We start from the raw sequence: 15514 nt of genomic DNA, 5'->3' as shown, positions 1-15514 counted from the left end.
AACTGCAGACCAAAGATCTCACCAGAGACTCAAAACAGTCTTTTCAGAATAAGGCGAGGATAATGGTGTGATTCCTTTATTCACGCCGTGCCACGCACCCAAAACAAAGACAACTTCATTGACAAGACCTTCACGGTGATGGCCGATCTAATCGTGAAGATGATGCCAATCAACGATAAGGCGAAAAGAGCCTATGTGTATTACCGCGATGGCCTATCAGCCCAGAACGCAGGCGACTATGCAGAGGCACTGGAAAACTATGAAGAGAGTCTCAAGCTTGAGGAAAGCCCCTTCGACCGCAGTGAAACCCTCAAGAACATGGCGATCATCTATATGAGCAACGGGGACGAGGACCTCGCTCTTGATACCTATCAGAGGGCCCTTGACCAAAACTCAAATCAGCCCTCCTGCCTAAAGAACATGGGCTTGATTTACGAAAAACGCGGCCGCACAGCACAAGAAGCTGGTCTGCAAGACGAAGCTGATCGATTGTTCGACAGAGCTGCAGACGTGTGGACCCAAGCGGTAAGGCTCTATCCCGGCGGCTACCTAGATATTGAGAACTGGCTGAAGACAACAGGCCGAAGCAACATAGACGTCTATTTCTAAAGCGAAAACATCCTTCAGCAGCCATCAGCAGCTGGATTCACACCAAGGGCCATGACCAAAGCCTCAGTCACACTCGCAGCCTCAAGTAGTTCCAACTCCAGCTCCTTGCCGATGGGTCCTAGGCCACTGCCCTGCGGCACTACTGCACGATGAAAACCTAAGCGAACTGCTTCCTTAAGACGCTGCCCAAGCTGCCCCACTGGCCTCAATTGCCCCCCTAAGCCCAACTCCCCAAGCAAAACTGTGCCTTTTGGCAGCATGAGATCTCGATAACTGGAAACAACGGCAGCGGCGACACCCAAATCAGCAGCAGGCTCTTCGACTTCTAATCCGCCAGCAACAGCCAGATAACAGTCATAGCGTGACAATGGCAAGCCCATGTGCTTCTCCAATACGGCCAGAATTTGGTGCAAGCGGTTGGTGCCTAATCCTGTAGCGGTACGGCGTGGACTGGCATAGCTGGTTACACCCACCAAAGCCTGCAGATCCACCACCAATGAACGGGTGCCTTCAAAGGCCACGATGGTGGCCACCCCAGAAGCAGATTCACCCTTGAGAAAGAGCTCGCTGGGATTCCCGACTTCAGCTAAGCCCTTCCCCTGCATCTCGAACACCCCAAGCTCATGGGTGGCTCCAAAGCGATTTTTTACAGCCCTCAGAAGGCGATGACTGGCAAACCGATCGCCCTCAAAAGTGAGTACTGCATCGACCAAATGCTCAAGCACCTTGGGGCCCGCCAGCATCCCCTCCTTGGTGACATGGCCCACCAAAACCAAGGCTGTGTCCTGACGCTTAGCCAAACGCTGTAAAGCTGCTGCACACTCGCGCACCTGAGCGACAGAGCCAGGCGCACTGGAAAGCGACCCATCATGCAAAGCCTGAATGCTGTCGATAATTGCCACCTCAGGCCGCAGTGCTTCCAATTCCTCAAGCACCAATTCCAAGTCTGTTTCCGCCAAAAGCTGCAGGTCCGACGCAATCCCCTCAAGGCGCAGCCAACGCAACTTCACCTGCTGGGCAGACTCCTCAGCACTCACATAAAGCACAGAGTGTTGCAGTGCCATAGCCGTGGCGCTCTGCAAAAGCAACGTGCTCTTGCCAATCCCAGGATCACCTCCAACTAACACCATTGATCCAGGCACCAGCCCGCCGCCCAGGACTCGATCCAATTCGTCGTAGCCACTGGCAAGACGGCGAACGGGTTGATCCCCGAGAGAAGCCATCGCCATCGAGCGCCGCGCCGCTGGTTCCACGGCCGGATCAAAACTGTTACTGCGGCGGCGACCATCAGTTGAATGAGCGACCTGTTCGACCAAAGAATTCCAAGTTCCGCAACTGGCGCAGCGACCAAAAAACTGGCTGGTCTTAGCGCCACAGCTCTGACAGACGTAGACGGAAGCAGTGCGCACTTACTAAGATAGGTAAAGAAAGTTGGCTTTAAATGAACCAAAAGGCCGGTAAGCCTTAACAGCTCTTATCTAAGATTCATTGATTGCAGCCGCCAAAGAAAAAAAATGACGGCCACCAGCCCATCTAAAGAGACGATCCTCGTGGTCGACGATGAGGCCAGCATTCGTCGGATCCTCGAAACCCGTCTCTCGATGATCGGCTATCAAGTGGTCACGGCATGTGACGGCAACGAAGCTCTCGATATCTTCCACAACTGTGAGCCTGATCTTGTTGTGCTCGACGTGATGATGCCAAAGCTTGATGGCTATGGAGTTTGTCAAGAGCTTCGCAAAGAATCGGATGTCCCGATCGTGATGCTCACGGCCCTTGGAGATGTCGCTGACAGAATCACGGGGCTTGAGCTGGGTGCAGACGACTACGTCGTCAAACCCTTCAGCCCTAAGGAACTTGAAGCGCGCATACGCTGCGTGCTTCGACGAGTTGAGAAAGAGCACGTTGCCGGCATCCCTAACTCAGGGGTGATTCAAGTGGCTGAACTAAGAGTCGACACCAACAAGCGACAGGTTTTCCGAGGAGATGAGCGGATTCGCCTTACCGGTATGGAATTCAGCCTGCTTGAGCTACTGGTCAGCCGCTCAGGGGAGCCTTTCAGTCGCGGCGAAATCCTCAAGGAGGTATGGGGTTATACACCTGAACGACATGTAGACACCAGAGTCGTGGATGTTCATATTTCACGTCTTCGCTCCAAACTCGAAGACGATCCCGCCAATCCCGAGCTGATCCTCACCGCTCGAGGTACCGGCTACCTGTTCCAGCGCATCATCGACTCCCTTGCCCCCGAAGGACTCTGATTCCTCCACGGCCTCCGGGCCCCGGAGCAAGACCACCCGCCCCAGAGCCATTAGGCGTCTGGTGATCTGGTATCGCCGCAATGCTGCCGTTACCAGCCTGGTAGGAAGTGCCACAAACTCAGCTTCCGCCGCTGGAAACGTAGCCGGAACAGTTGTTTCCAGTGCTGGATCCGTGGTGTCGAATGCTGGATCAATGGCAGGAAGCATGCTTCAGCCACTCGTTTTTGATCCACTGCGGCGACTACAAAGCAGCGAAAACAACCCAGAAGCGGAGGACATCAAAAATAGCGATCGGCTCTGGGTTGCCGTCGATGGCATGGGTGGAGACGAGGCTCCTGGCCCCATTCTTGATGGCTGTCTAAAAGCGATTCAAAGACTTCCCCTCCGCATCAAGTTCGTCGGAGAGACCGAAAAAGTGTTAGGTGCTGTCCAAGCCATGGGTCTCACCGAACTCTTCAACCAAGCCACAGCCGCTGGTCATCTGGAGCTTGTCGCAAGCGGTCCCTCTGTGGGCATGGATGAAGAGGCCACTGTGGTGCGCCGCAAACGCGACGCCAGCATCAACCTGACCATGGACCTGGTCAAAAAGGGCGAAGCTCTAGCAATGTATTCAGCTGGAAATTCCGGAGCCATGATGGCCTCAGCCATCTTCCGCCTGGGGCGTCTAGCAGGGATAGACCGTCCCGCCATCGGTGCTCTATTCCCAACAAAAGATCCAACACAACCAGTGCTAGTGCTGGATGTGGGCGCCAACATGGATTGCAAGCCCATCTACCTCCACCAATTTGCCCTACTTGGCAATATCTATTCCCGCGACGTTCTCCAGGTGGCTCGCCCACGCATCGGGCTTCTGAATATTGGCGAAGAGGAGTGCAAGGGCAACGATCTAGCCATTCGCACTCATGAGCTACTCAGCGAAGAGCATCGGATTCAATTCGCGGGCAACTGCGAAGGTCGTGATGTTCTTTCAGGGGCTTTCGACGTGGTGGTATGCGATGGCTTCACCGGCAATGTGCTCCTCAAATTCCTGGAGTCTGTCGGCAGCGTGCTGCTTGATGTATTACGAGCCGAACTGCCACGAGGCAGACGCGGCAAGGTGGGTTCTGCGTTCCTACGCAGCAACCTCAAACGAATTAAGAAACGCCTCGACCATGCAGAACATGGTGGGGCACTATTGCTGGGTGTGAATGGCATCTGTGTGATTGGCCATGGCAGCAGCAAGGCGCTATCCGTGGTCAGTGCACTACGACTAGCCCACTCCGCAGCGAGCCATGGTGTCATGGACGATTTAGCCGAACTGCAAAAGGCACCTGTTGAAAGCGCCTAAAGGCGCTCTGCCGAAACGCTGTGATTGACTGACGCCACCTTGGACCACTTGCCCCTTGGCTGAAACGTCCACAATCGGTAGTGGAGTAGCTCTGGTGGGCTGCGGCAGTGCCACACCATCCCAACGGATTAGCAACGACCAACTCGGCCAAAGGGTTGACACCAGCGATGCATGGATCCGTAGCCGCACTGGGATCAGTGCCCGACGTGTTATCGGACCGGATGAAACGCTGACAGGCCTAAGCCATCAAGCTGCAGCCAACGCCCTAACAATGGCTGGCTGGGAACCCGAAAGTGTTGATCTGATCATCCTGGCCACATCAACCCCTGATGATCTCTTTGGTTCAGCCCCGCAACTGCAAGCCATTTTGGGAGCTCGCCAAGCAGTGGCTTTTGATCTCACAGCCGCTTGTAGTGGTTTTCTATTCGCCCTGATCACTGCCGCCCAGTTCCTTCGCACTGGTGCAATGCGGCGAGCACTCGTGATCGGTGCGGACCAACTAAGCCGCTGGGTCGACTGGGACGATCGTCGCAGTTGTGTGCTGTTTGGCGATGGAGCCGGAGCTGTTGCTCTGGAAGCAACGAATGCTGCTCAGAACGGGCTGCTGGGCTTTCAGCTGAAATCTGACGGCAGCCGCGGCGACTGCCTCAACCTGCCGCAAGTTCAAAACCATCTATCCCTGGTAGCGGGTAATAGCCATCAGCAAGGCGGTTTTAAGCCAATTCAGATGAACGGACAGGAGGTCTACAAATTCGCTGTCCGAGAAGTACCTGCCATCCTCCAAACCCTTCTCAAAGCCACCAACACAGCCCCGGAGTCGCTGGACTGGCTCCTGCTTCATCAAGCCAATCAACGCATCCTCGATGCAGTAGCAAATCGCTTCGCCATTCCGCAGGCCAAGGTGCTCAGCAACCTGGCTGAGTACGGCAACACATCGGCAGCCACCATCCCACTCATGCTTGATGAAGCCGTACAAGACGGAAGAATTAAACCTGGTCAACTGATCGCAAGCAGCGGTTTTGGAGCTGGTCTCAGTTGGGGTGCAGCGTTAATCCGCTGGCATGGGCCCATCTAGGCTCGCGCTAAATCGCTAGACCATTCTGATGTCGATCGCTTGGGTGTTCCCTGGTCAGGGCTCACAAAAGCTGGGCATGGCTGACCCGATCATCAGCTTGCCCGATGCCGAAGAGCGCTTTGCCCTCGCCTCTCAACTAATGGGACGTGATCTCCTTGCGATTTGCCGCGGTAGCGACCAAGCCAATCATGACCCGGCCGACCTCAATGACACCCGCAATACTCAACCGGCACTTTTTGTCGTTGAATCATTACTGGTGGATGAACTGCGCAGGCAGGGTCGTGAGGCATCGCTCATCGCAGGGCACAGCCTGGGTGAACTTGTAGCCCTCTATGCGGCTGAGGTTTTTGATGTAAACACCGCCCTGCTGCTGCTGCGACGCCGCTCAGAACTGATGGCCTCAGCCGGTGGTGGGGCCATGACAGCCATATTGGGCTTTGACCGCACACAGCTAGAAGCTCTGGTAGCAGACACAGAAGGAGTCGTGATCGCCAATGACAACAGTGCTGCCCAGGTGGTTTTATCCGGCACCCCAGAGGCTGTTAGCAAGGTCAGCAGCCAGCTGACCTGCAAGCGAGCGATTCCGTTGCCAGTCTCGGGAGCCTTCCATTCGCCTTTCATGGCCACAGCGGCCACAGAATTTGCAGCTGAACTGGATCAAGTGACTTTCAAAGACGCCCGTGTCCCCGTTCTCTGCAATGCCGATCCAATCCCAACCTGCGATGCCAACTTGCTGAAGCAACGGCTAAAAGATCAAATGACAACAGGCGTCCGTTGGCGCGAAACGATGGATACCATGGCCAGCCAAGGGGTCAACACAGTGGTCGAAATCGGCCCTGGCAATGTGCTCAGTGGTCTCGTCAAGCGATCTCTTCCAGGAGTTGCGACCATCCAGCTGAGCTGTTCTGCAGACCTGGGGAATTGAACTTTGACCCAAGCCAATCCCCTATTGAGCTCAAGCATGCCGGTGCTAATGACACCGCAGCCAAGTCTCACCTATCGACTCGTGAGCTATCTACTGGTGTTTCCCATCTTCCGGGGTCTATTTAGGGGATGCACCTTTGGCAATGAAAATGTTCCGCGTCAAGGTGCTGTTGTGGTCGTCGCCAACCACGGCTCTCACCTCGACCCGCCCCTTCTTGGCCATGCTCTTGGGCGCCCTGTGGCCTTCATGGCCAAAGAAGAACTGTTCCGGATCCCCCTCTTAGGAGCAATCATCCGTGCCTGTGGTGCTTACCCGGTGAAACGCGGCGCCAGTGACAGGGAAGCCATCCGCATGGCAACTGCCCGTTTGGGCGAAGGCTGGGCCATCGGGGTCTTCCTTGATGGCACTCGCCAAGCCAACGGCCGCGTCAATGCCCCCAGGCCTGGAGCCGCACTGCTAGCGGCTCGCAGCGATGCGCCCCTACTTCCAGTAGCGATTATCAATAGCCACCGTGCCCTTGGTAAACGTGGACAATTGCCCCGACTCATACCAATACAACTGCGGATCGGCGAACCGATCCCACCACCTTCCAGCCGACGTAAACACGACTTGGAAGCCACCAGCGCAGAACTCCAAAAAAGAATCAATGCGCTGCTGGATCAAGGACTTTTGAGTTCGGCAGAAGAGCGTCTCCGCCGCCAGCGCTGAGTGCCTCTGGCCAGCGCCGCTGTGCCCAATCCTTAAGATCACGACCTGTAGCCACCCAAGCCCAAGCCCTTACCCAATCGCTAATCCGCTTGCGCAACCCCTCCTCCCGACATTGATTAGCGCAAGAGACAGAGATGCCTGTGAGGCGGATCCCTCGGCTACCAGCCACAACATGACCCACGGCCATGGAACGGGGCAAATGATCCTCACTAGTCACCAGTAAGACATGTTGGATGCCCTTTAAGCGCAGTTCATCCACAAGAGACGTGAAGTTACCCAGGGTGTCCTTAGCGCGGTAGTCGAGCTGAACCTGACTCAGAGGAATCCCCACCTCACGAACCAACCACTGGGCATATTCCAGGTTGCTACCACCACTAACAACCAAAGGCAAATTCAAATCCCTCGCCAATCGGATGCCAAGATGCTCACGATCAACATCACCTCCTAGTACCAAGATCAACTGAGGAGGCTTCCCATTCGTTAGCGCTTGCCGATAAGGACGCAAAGGTCCGGCAGCAATTAGCCAGAACAAGAGGCCTCCTACAACAATCGCCCCAGGACGACACCAACTCCTCAAGGCGAAACCACCACCGGAGATGTCGGATAAATAGGAAGCACATCAGTCCAGGCGACCTCCTGGTCCAAACTGTGCGCCGTGGCGCAGAGCTCAAGTAAATGCTCCACATCCTTAGCCACATCATCTTGGGCATCAAGGGCAGGGAAGGCCTTGAAATCCTCTGCTAACAAATGGGGCGATTCCAACTCCACAACAACCTTTGCAGCGCCACCGTCTGCAGCCATTTGCAACTGATAACGACCGGCCACAGTTCCTCGCCGGGGCAAGGTTTTCACGATCCAAAATGGCTGCTCCATTTGCTCATCGCTTAACGCAACCGCCAAGCGAGGAGCCATCAAAGCAAAACTGCTCACCCCATCGAGGGAACAACCAAGCTGCTGGGCCAGAGTTCTTGCCATCACGACGGTTAAACGAGTCCCGGTAAATCCGCCAGGACCAATGGCCACGGCCAAGCGAGCCAACTGAGGCCAAGAGGCTGCTGGCAAAAGCTCCTCTACACAATTGAGCAAACTATTTGAGAGCCCGCGGCCCAGTGGGAAAGTTGCAGTTCGCCGACTGGCCTTGGGGTCGCGACAATCGAGAACAGCTACACCAAGCGTTTCTGAAGAACTGTGGAGTGCCAAAAGCAAAAAAGCCTGATCTTCTTCCAAGGATGAACCGGTCTGACAGCTCATCGAGGCAGCTCCTGGCCAGGGCACAATCGCTTCCAGCGCCCATGATCTAAAAGAAAACTACCGCAGTTGCGTACATCCCATTCCACGCCTGTCACTCCTTCAGGCAAATCAATCACACTGATATGGATGCGTGGGTTCTGAGGCTCCAGATCCGGTGCCGCATTGAGATGGGCAACCCCGTGCTGCCGCTCCACCGCGTGATAGGCCTGGCAACGATCAACCCAGCGGCAGTCGACACAAATACACATGCCCTCCCTTCGCTCTGCTGCACCCATTCTGGAGGGTGATCCCACCATCCGGGTCCAGGCCCTTTGGGAACAATTACATCCTGATCACTGGCCACTATCGATTCAAGACCTTCCTGCTGGAACGGTCTTAGTAGGAGGTGCCGTTCGTGATGGCCTCCTTGGCCGACTCCAGCAGCAACCAGATCTCGACTTCATTGTGCCCAGCAAGGCACTAGAGATCACCCGCAGCCTGGCCAAGACACTGGGAGGCACATGTGTGGTGCTGGACGCCGAAAGGGACATGGCGCGATTGGTCATCAAAGGCTGGACCATCGACATCGCCGCCCAAGAGGGATCCAACCTTGACGAGGACCTTTGGCGGCGGGACTTCCGTCTCAACGCCATTGCCCTCACCCTCGAGGCCACCCCTCAGCTCGTGGACCCAACGGGAGGGCTAAGTGATCTGGAGCAAAAAAAACTTGTTGCGGTACGTGAGCAAAACCTGCTCGACGATCCCCTGAGGTTGCTGCGCGGTCTGCGACTGATAGCCGAACTGCAGCTCAGCCTGGGAAAGCAAACCTTGGCATGGATCAATTGCCACCACAGACTTCTGCCCCAAGCAGCTCCTGAACGAATTCAGGCAGAACTACAACGGATCGTGGCTGCGCCTTGGGCCGATGACGTGCTGCCGCTGCTGCTGCGCACTGGCCTACTGGATTGTTGGCAAAACACCATTGAAAGAATCAGCCGACCAGCACCATGTTTAAAGGTTGCCAAATTCCTCAAACCTGAAGAGCAAGCCGTTGCCCTTCCCTTGGCTCGTCTCACTCATCTGCTCAGCAATGAGGGGCTGAGCGCATTGCGCTTCAGCCGACGGCAATGTCAACGCTGCCAACTCCTTCGTTACTGGGAAGACCGCAACGACGGTATGGCGTTTGCAAGCCTCAGCGAATTGGATCGGCTGCAATTGCACCTCGATCTAGAAACAGACCTTCCAGCCCTCATCCTGCAGCTCCCGCACATCAGCCAGGTGCAGTGGCTAGAGCGTTGGCGGAACGCGGATGATCCTCTGTTCCACCCCTCACCTCCTGTGGACGGCTATGCACTGCAAAAGACCCTCAAACTCCCCAAAGGTCAAGCTCTAGGTGAGCTGCTTCGCCATCTCTGCCAAGAAAAAGCCTTTGGTCGGGTACAGAATCGAAAGCAAGCTTTTAAGGCGGCAACTTACTGGTGGGCACAAAAACAAACCTTGCTGTGATTAACTGCACTGGCAATAAGGACATCGATCGGCCTGATCCACATCCTTTTCTCATTCCCCTCTCTTTTTCATGAGCGTTCGCCTTTACATCGGCAACCTGCCGCAAACTTTTGAAAGCAAAGAGCTGGAAACGCAGCTGGCCAGCGTTGGAGATGGGATTCGCTTCAAGGCAGTTCTCGACCGAGAAACTGGAGGTTGTCGTGGATTCGGCTTCGCCAATGTCAATGATGAGAAAATTGCCAATGCGGTAATTGAACAGTTCAACGGCCGAGAATTCAACGGAAACAACTTGCGGGTTGAGCGTTCTGAACGCCGCAATACAAACGAAGGATCCGGTGGTGGTTCACGCCGCAACGGTACAAATTCAAGCGGCAATGCCCCAGGATCAGCCAGAAAATCGGCCAACAAAGTTGTACACAGTGATGCGCCTGCTGAAGAAGCACCCGACCCACGCTGGGCTGGAGAACTTTCCAAACTGAAGGATCTCCTCGCCAATCAAAAGACAACTGTTTGAACTGAACCGGTACTCCTCTTTCAAAATCTGTTTGTCTAGCCTCAGCGTGCTTGGGCCATCAGATATGACAGAGGAAGATCAACCAACTTCATCCAGCGACTCACATAAGCCCGATTATTAAAAACGTCATAGTCCAAGCGTTCGATGGAATCGAGGATCCCTCTATAAAGCCGCAAGGAAGCCCATACTGGCCAACGGGCATCTTGAGATAGCCAGCGCACTCCAGCTTCCGACCGGGCAAACCACTCGCGAGCACGCTCCAATTGGAAAGCCATCAAATCCTTCCAAGCACTATTCAAACGTCCAGCCATCAAATCAGCTTCTGAATAACCAAATCGGTCGAGATCTTCCTGGGGAATGTAAATACGGCCACGACCACGGTCCTCTCCGACATCACGAAGAATGTTGGTCAGTTGATTGGCAATTCCCAGAGCGATAGCAGCATCTGATGTCTCTGGAGAAGAACTCCAAGGGGCTGTTGTGTATGCAGGGTCAAGACCCATGACGTGCTGGGTCATCAAACCCACAGTGCCTGCCACTCGATAGCAATAGAGCTCTAGCTGCTGAAAGGTGGCGTATCGATGCTGATTCAGATCCATGCGCTGCCCCTCAATCATGTCCAGATAAGGCTGTATGGACTGAGGGAAACGTTCAAGAGTGTCTGCCATGACCGCATCGAGGCCATCCAGCACCTGGCCAGCGAACATGGCTCGAGTGCGTTCTTCCCATTGATCAAGCCGATTCGCTAATTCTGAAACAGGACGCGTCTGAGCCTCTGCGCTATCCATCAGCTCATCAGTTCGCCGACACCACACATAGATGGCCCAAATCGCTCTGCGTTTGATCGAAGGAAGCAACATGGTGCCGAGATAGAAGGTTTTCGCCCACTGAGCTGTTTCCTTCCGACAAGCCTCATAAGCCTCATCAAGACTCAAGCAAGCCTGAGCATTGATAATCGACGAATCCGGCGCTAGCTGAGTCATTCTTCAGGCCTGGAGAGGCTTGCTAACAGACTGGGCCGCGGATAACTTCTCCCCACAGCTATCCACGGCATTTGCACACAACTTGCCGCTGAGCACCGCACCCTCCATCGACGCAAGGTATCGCTGCATTGTGAAGTCACCAGCGAGAAAAAAGTTGGCAATCGGAGTCTCCTGGCTCGGGCGAAGCTTCTGACACCCAGGGGTGGTCTTATAAACCGACAGGGGTGTCTTAATGACCTTGTACTTGCGCAGTTTGGCCTGTTTTTCGCCTGTGAAGTGCATCGGGAAAAGCTTCTTGAGCTCAGCCAATGTGGCTTCGATGATGTCCTCATCGCTACGGCCGATCCAATCTTTGGCTGGAGCAAAGACCAGTTCCAACATAGAGCGATCTGGATCTTCGTACTCCTTGCAGGTAATGCTCATATCGGCGTAGACACTCAAAAGAGGGGAACGACTGAAGAGCAGGTGATCGATATCCGTGAGCTTGCGATCGAACCAGAGATGAATGTTGATCACTGGAACACCGCGCAGTCCATCGAGTTTGCGAAACACCTCCATCTGCTTCCAAGGGGCCGGCAAAAGCAATTTGAGCGGATCCACAGGAAGAGCACTGACATAAGCATCGGCTTGAACATTCCTAGGTTCACTGCCCGGCTCACCTCCAATCAGAAAGCTCTCCACACTGCTGTCTTCACTGAGCTTGATCTCCCGCAAGGGGCTGTTGAGATAAACCTCGCCACCATGAGACTGAATATGCTCCACCATCGGTTGACAAAGCCGCTCAGGAGGGGCCCCATCAAGGAAGGCCATCTTGGAACCATTCTTTTCCTGAAGAAATCGATTGAGCGCCGTGAGGATGACAGTGGCTGAAATCTCATCAGGGTCAATAAAGTTCAATGCCTTACTCATGGCGATGAAAACCTCCTCATTCACCCGCTCAGGGATGTTGTGGAGCCTCAGCCATTCAGTCCAAGAATATTGATCACACTCCTCCACGTAATCCTGGCCTCGCAACATTGCCGGTACGAGACCCAAGCCGAAGGCAACCTTCTCTGGCCAGCTGAGCAAATCGTTATTCCCTAAAATTGCTGCCACTCCATTGAATGGAGCTGGAAGATCAGGAAAGTCAAAGCGGCTGTAGGTTCCAGGCTCCTCAAGCTGGTTGAAGATCATCGAGTGACTTTTCCACTGCAAACGCTCCTCGATGCCCAATTCTTTGAACAACTGGAGCATATTTGGATAAGCCCCAAAAAAGATATGTAAACCAGTCTCATACCAGTCACCATCCTCATCCTTCCAAGCCGCAACTTTGCCGCCAAGCACATCGCGGGACTCATAAACAACTGGAATGTGTCCCGCATCAACTAGATATTTGGCACATGAGAGTCCAGCCAGACCTGCTCCTGCGATGGCAACGCGCATGCTTCTCACGACAAGTAAACATCAACCCTAAAAGGAGCCCTCCCCCATTCTCTTCCTAGAGTCCCTTCACTTGCTCTAGCGGGCCCCATTGCGGGACCGGTCCATGCCATGAACGAGACCCTATTGAAGTGCACGACCCGTCACGTCAGGATCTTCACGGCCAGGGTTGAAAACAATGATCTCGTTCCAGACCCCAACCAGCTCACGCTTGATCTCGATCCTGACAACGAGTTTCTTTGGACAGAATCCGTCACAAAAGAGATCCAGCAACGCTTCGCAGAGTTGGTGGCCTCGCATGCCGGAGGCGAACTTAGCGACTACAACCTGCGCAGAATTGGCTCAGAACTCGAAGGAACAATCCGAAAGCTGCTTCAGGCTGGAAAATTGAGCTACAACCCAGAGTGCCGCGTGCTGAATTACTCCATGGGGCTCCCGCGTACCCCTGAGCTGTTGTGAATCGCTCCCGATACAACCGCCAATCGCCTCCTGAGAGCTATGGCCAAGAGGGAGGCCGCGGGGACCGCTACTCGCGCCGCAACCGCTATGAAAGCGAGGACTACAGCTATGACCGTTCCCCTTCAAGTCGTTCTGGCCCTCCCACCCCACCAGGAGGCAATGGCATCCGCTTGAGTACAGCCAGCCTGGCTGTACTCGCAGGGGTTCTGATCGTTGGAATCGGGATCGGCAGTGCTGTCACTAGCACCACCCAAGGCGACCAAGGCAACATTGCCAGCAGTCAGCAGCTGGACATGGCTGTGCCTGATCCTGAATTCTGTCGACAGTGGGGGGCCAGCGCCTTCGTCATCGACGTTGAGATGTACACCACGCTTAACCCTTCAAGCAGTTTTGTCACACAGCCAAGTCTGCAGCCTGGCTGTGTCATTCGTAGGGAAAACTGGACGGTGCTGGAAAAACAAGGTGCCGTCACCAATAGCCAGGTGAGAGAGTGCAAGCAACGCATGAACACCTTCGCTTATATCGGTTCAATCCGCGATAAACCAATCGTCCGCTGCGTCTACCAGACAGATATCAGAGAGAATAAATTTATTACTAAAGGAGTTGCTGACGATTCCGTGGGCGTAACACCGGAAGCGGATCAATTCTGAGTCGACTCTTAACCATTGCCATCTGCAAGAACGGCCCTGTTCTGACGAATGGGGCTATCGGCACTAGCAAAGACTGGCAGCACATCACGCCTAAAGGCTTCTGCTGCACGTGAACAGTAACGCGCAGGATGGCTGATCAACTTCAGCTGACGACGCACCTGCAGATCAACCACCAACGGTTTGTGCACTGTGCCGGCGGTGAGTTCACGTTCAATCGATACCACAGGCAAAAAAGCTGCCCCAAGACCAGATTGAACTGCATTCTTGATCGCCTCAAGAGAATTGAGCTCCATCTCTATCCGCAAGCGCTGCACATCCAAGCCAGATCGAGCCAGCAGCTGGTCCAGCATCTTGCGAGTGGTGGACTGGGAATCAAGACTGATAAAGCCCAAGCGATAGAGATCTTCCTTGGTGAGTTCAACAAGCCTCGACAAAGGATGTTTCACCGGAAGAACCAGGGCCAGTTCATCGCTGGCGTAAGGCACAACCTGAAGAAGTTCGTTGAGCTCCGTTGGCAGCTCGCCTCCAATGATCGCTAGATCAATTTGACCATTGGCAATGCTCCAACCGGTGCGTCGGGTGCTGTGCACTTGCAATTGCACAGCCACGTCCGGGTACTTTTGGCGAAATAAGCCAATCATGCGCGGCATCAAATAGGTGCCAGTCGTCTGGCTAGCCCCAATCACTAACGATCCACCTTTGAGGTCATGCAGATCATCAAGGGCTCGGCAGGCTTCCTGACACTGACTAAGAATCCGCTCGCAATAGCTCAAGAGAAGTCGGCCCGCTTCGGTGAGCTGAGCCTTGCGACCCCCACGATCAAACAAGGAGACCTCTAACTGCTTCTCCAGGTTCTGAATCTGCAGGCTCACCGCCGGCTGCGTGACATAAAGGCTATCGGCTGCTTTCTTAAAGCTGCCCTCACTCACGATGGCGTGGAGGATGCGCAACTGATCGAGTGTGAACGGCAGATCGGCCATGGAGGACCTGCCAACCCGGCAGTAACAACAGAAAAACTGTAAGCGGAAAAGCCTGGACGCCAGAATCGATAATCATTGCCACTGCCGCTTGGCACAATTGTCATCCACTGGGCTCCATCACAGCACCCTTGTGATGCTTGTTCTGTTGTTTCTCTTCGCTGTAATCCACAGCGGCGGAGCAGCCCTACGTAGCCATGCCGAAACCAAAATCGGGGCTAGGGCATGGCGATTGATTTTTGCCGCAACAAGCATTCCCTCCGCTGTGGTGGTGATCGGTTACTTCCTCGCACATCGCTATGACGGGCTGCGGCTCTGGAATCTGCAAGGGGTGCCAGGCATGGTGCCAATGATCTGGGCCCTCACGGCCATCAGTTTCCTCTTCCTCTATCCCGCCACCTACAACCTGCTGGAAATCCCAGCCTTGCTCAAGCCGAAAGTACGGCTTTATGCCACGGGGATCATCCGCATCAGTAGACATCCCCAAGCCATTGGCCAAATCCTCTGGTGTTTCTCCCATGCGCTCTGGATTGGCAGCAGCTTCATGCTGGTGACTTGTTTAGGCCTGATCGGCCATCACTTATTTGCTGTTTGGCATGGCGACCGCAGATTGCGAGCCCGCTTCGGCGATGCTTTTGAGGAACTGCGTCAAAACACCTCCGTAATCCCCTTCAGGGCGGTGATCGATGGACGACAACAATTGCTATGGCAAGAAGCTTTGAAGCCTTCCCAGCTCGGCATCGCTATCGCTGTGGGAGTGTTCTGGCATGCCCATCGCTTCATCCCCATCGGCAGCGCGGCCTTCCTCTCCTCCAAGCTGGAAGGCCTGCTGAGCTGAATTGCCTACACTCCCATGATCCTGCCTGGACCG

At 54.6% G+C, this 15514-nt stretch carries 18 protein-coding genes; 11 read left to right on the top strand and 7 right to left on the bottom strand.

The window, feature by feature from the left end:
• Window positions 1-87: 87 nt before the first annotated feature.
• Entirely contained in the window at window positions 88-609 is a 522-nt protein-coding gene (locus SIB80_RS02635) for a photosystem I assembly protein Ycf3 (RefSeq protein WP_011131357.1), read from the top strand.
• Between the two features lie 14 nt (window positions 610-623).
• On the opposite strand, the gene radA is transcribed toward SIB80_RS02635, so the two are convergent.
• Window positions 624-2018 carry a DNA repair protein RadA gene (gene radA / locus SIB80_RS02630; protein WP_063420555.1) on the bottom strand — a complete coding sequence of 465 codons (1395 nt, stop codon included), beginning with the start codon at window positions 2016-2018 and terminating at the stop codon, window positions 624-626.
• 105 nt (window positions 2019-2123) lie between these two features.
• On the opposite strand from radA, the gene rpaB reads away from it, so the two are divergent.
• Genes rpaB through SIB80_RS02605 form a run of 5 tightly spaced genes read left to right on the top strand, consistent with a single transcriptional unit; the run spans window position 2124 to window position 6905 of the window.
• Window positions 2124-2870 (top strand): response regulator transcription factor RpaB, encoded by a 747-nt coding sequence (gene rpaB / locus SIB80_RS02625; RefSeq protein WP_063396737.1) that lies wholly within the window; start codon window positions 2124-2126, stop codon window positions 2868-2870.
• Entirely contained in the window at window positions 2851-4197 is a 1347-nt protein-coding gene (plsX, locus tag SIB80_RS02620) for a phosphate acyltransferase PlsX (protein ID WP_063420556.1), read from the top strand. The genes rpaB and plsX overlap by 20 nt, the downstream gene beginning before the upstream one ends.
• A 55-nt stretch (window positions 4198-4252) precedes the next feature.
• On the top strand, window positions 4253-5272 hold the full coding sequence (locus tag SIB80_RS02615) for a beta-ketoacyl-ACP synthase III (RefSeq protein ID WP_063420557.1): 1020 nt from the start codon (window positions 4253-4255) through the stop codon (window positions 5270-5272).
• A 28-nt stretch (window positions 5273-5300) separates the two neighbouring features.
• Window positions 5301-6197, top strand: a complete 897-nt coding sequence (gene fabD, locus SIB80_RS02610; RefSeq protein WP_063420558.1) for an ACP S-malonyltransferase — start codon at window positions 5301-5303, stop codon at window positions 6195-6197.
• Between the two features lie 48 nt (window positions 6198-6245).
• A complete protein-coding gene (locus SIB80_RS02605; RefSeq protein ID WP_236066153.1) occupies window positions 6246-6905 on the top strand; it encodes a lysophospholipid acyltransferase family protein in 660 nt (219 codons plus the stop codon).
• Here the strand turns inward: SIB80_RS02605 and SIB80_RS02600 are convergent.
• Genes SIB80_RS02600 through SIB80_RS02590 form a run of 3 tightly spaced genes read right to left on the bottom strand, consistent with a single transcriptional unit; the run spans window position 6841 to window position 8404 of the window.
• Complete coding sequence (locus tag SIB80_RS02600; protein WP_063420560.1) at window positions 6841-7482, bottom strand: YdcF family protein; 642 nt, start codon at window positions 7480-7482, stop codon at window positions 6841-6843. The two genes, SIB80_RS02605 and SIB80_RS02600, sit on opposite strands and share 65 nt — an antisense overlap.
• On the bottom strand, window positions 7479-8156 hold the full coding sequence (gene tsaB / locus SIB80_RS02595; protein WP_063420561.1) for a tRNA (adenosine(37)-N6)-threonylcarbamoyltransferase complex dimerization subunit type 1 TsaB: 678 nt from the start codon (window positions 8154-8156) through the stop codon (window positions 7479-7481). Before tsaB ends, SIB80_RS02600 begins: the two co-directional genes overlap by 4 nt.
• Window positions 8153-8404 carry a Ycf34 family protein gene (locus SIB80_RS02590; protein ID WP_041384710.1) on the bottom strand — a complete coding sequence of 84 codons (252 nt, stop codon included), beginning with the start codon at window positions 8402-8404 and terminating at the stop codon, window positions 8153-8155. The genes tsaB and SIB80_RS02590 overlap by 4 nt, the downstream gene beginning before the upstream one ends.
• On the opposite strand from SIB80_RS02590, the gene SIB80_RS02585 reads away from it, so the two are divergent.
• Together SIB80_RS02585 and SIB80_RS02580 are read left to right on the top strand one after the other, a co-directional pair.
• Window positions 8403-9641 (top strand): tRNA nucleotidyltransferase, encoded by a 1239-nt coding sequence (locus SIB80_RS02585; RefSeq protein WP_063420562.1) that lies wholly within the window; start codon window positions 8403-8405, stop codon window positions 9639-9641. The genes SIB80_RS02590 and SIB80_RS02585 overlap by 2 nt on opposite strands.
• 70 nt (window positions 9642-9711) lie before the next feature.
• A complete protein-coding gene (locus SIB80_RS02580; protein WP_011131367.1) occupies window positions 9712-10155 on the top strand; it encodes an RNA recognition motif domain-containing protein in 444 nt (147 codons plus the stop codon).
• Between the two features lie 41 nt (window positions 10156-10196).
• Here SIB80_RS02580 and SIB80_RS02575 read toward each other — a convergent pair whose 3' ends face one another.
• Complete coding sequence (locus SIB80_RS02575; protein WP_011131368.1) at window positions 10197-11138, bottom strand: phytoene synthase; 942 nt, start codon at window positions 11136-11138, stop codon at window positions 10197-10199.
• Window positions 11139-11141: 3 nt separating this feature from the next.
• Window positions 11142-12560, bottom strand: a complete 1419-nt coding sequence (gene pds / locus SIB80_RS02570) for a 15-cis-phytoene desaturase (RefSeq protein ID WP_063420563.1) — start codon at window positions 12558-12560, stop codon at window positions 11142-11144.
• A 108-nt stretch (window positions 12561-12668) separates the two neighbouring features.
• Here pds and SIB80_RS02565 point away from each other — a divergent pair, with 108 nt between their 5' ends.
• Entirely contained in the window at window positions 12669-13016 is a 348-nt protein-coding gene (locus SIB80_RS02565; protein WP_011131370.1) for an NAD(P)H-quinone oxidoreductase subunit M, read from the top strand.
• Window positions 13013-13666 carry a DUF3172 domain-containing protein gene (locus tag SIB80_RS02560; RefSeq protein WP_063404769.1) on the top strand — a complete coding sequence of 218 codons (654 nt, stop codon included), beginning with the start codon at window positions 13013-13015 and terminating at the stop codon, window positions 13664-13666. Before SIB80_RS02565 ends, SIB80_RS02560 begins: the two co-directional genes overlap by 4 nt.
• A gap of 8 nt (window positions 13667-13674) precedes the next feature.
• Here SIB80_RS02560 and SIB80_RS02555 read toward each other — a convergent pair whose 3' ends face one another.
• Window positions 13675-14646: a LysR family transcriptional regulator gene (locus SIB80_RS02555; protein ID WP_063420564.1), complete on the bottom strand. Its 972-nt coding sequence runs from the start codon at window positions 14644-14646 to the stop codon at window positions 13675-13677.
• Window positions 14647-14779: 133 nt separating this feature from the next.
• Between SIB80_RS02555 and SIB80_RS02550 the strand changes: the two genes are divergently transcribed.
• The gene (locus SIB80_RS02550; protein WP_370520985.1) at window positions 14780-15481 is read left to right on the top strand and encodes an NnrU family protein; all 702 of its coding nucleotides are present in this window, start codon (window positions 14780-14782) and stop codon (window positions 15479-15481) included.
• Window positions 15482-15514: the final 33 nt, after the last annotated feature.

This window comes from Prochlorococcus sp. MIT 1327 (assembly GCF_047304785.1).
Taxonomy (GTDB): Bacteria; Cyanobacteriota; Cyanobacteriia; order PCC-6307; family Cyanobiaceae; genus Prochlorococcus; species Prochlorococcus marinus_D.
This window is presented reverse-complemented; position numbering and strand designations above follow the sequence as displayed.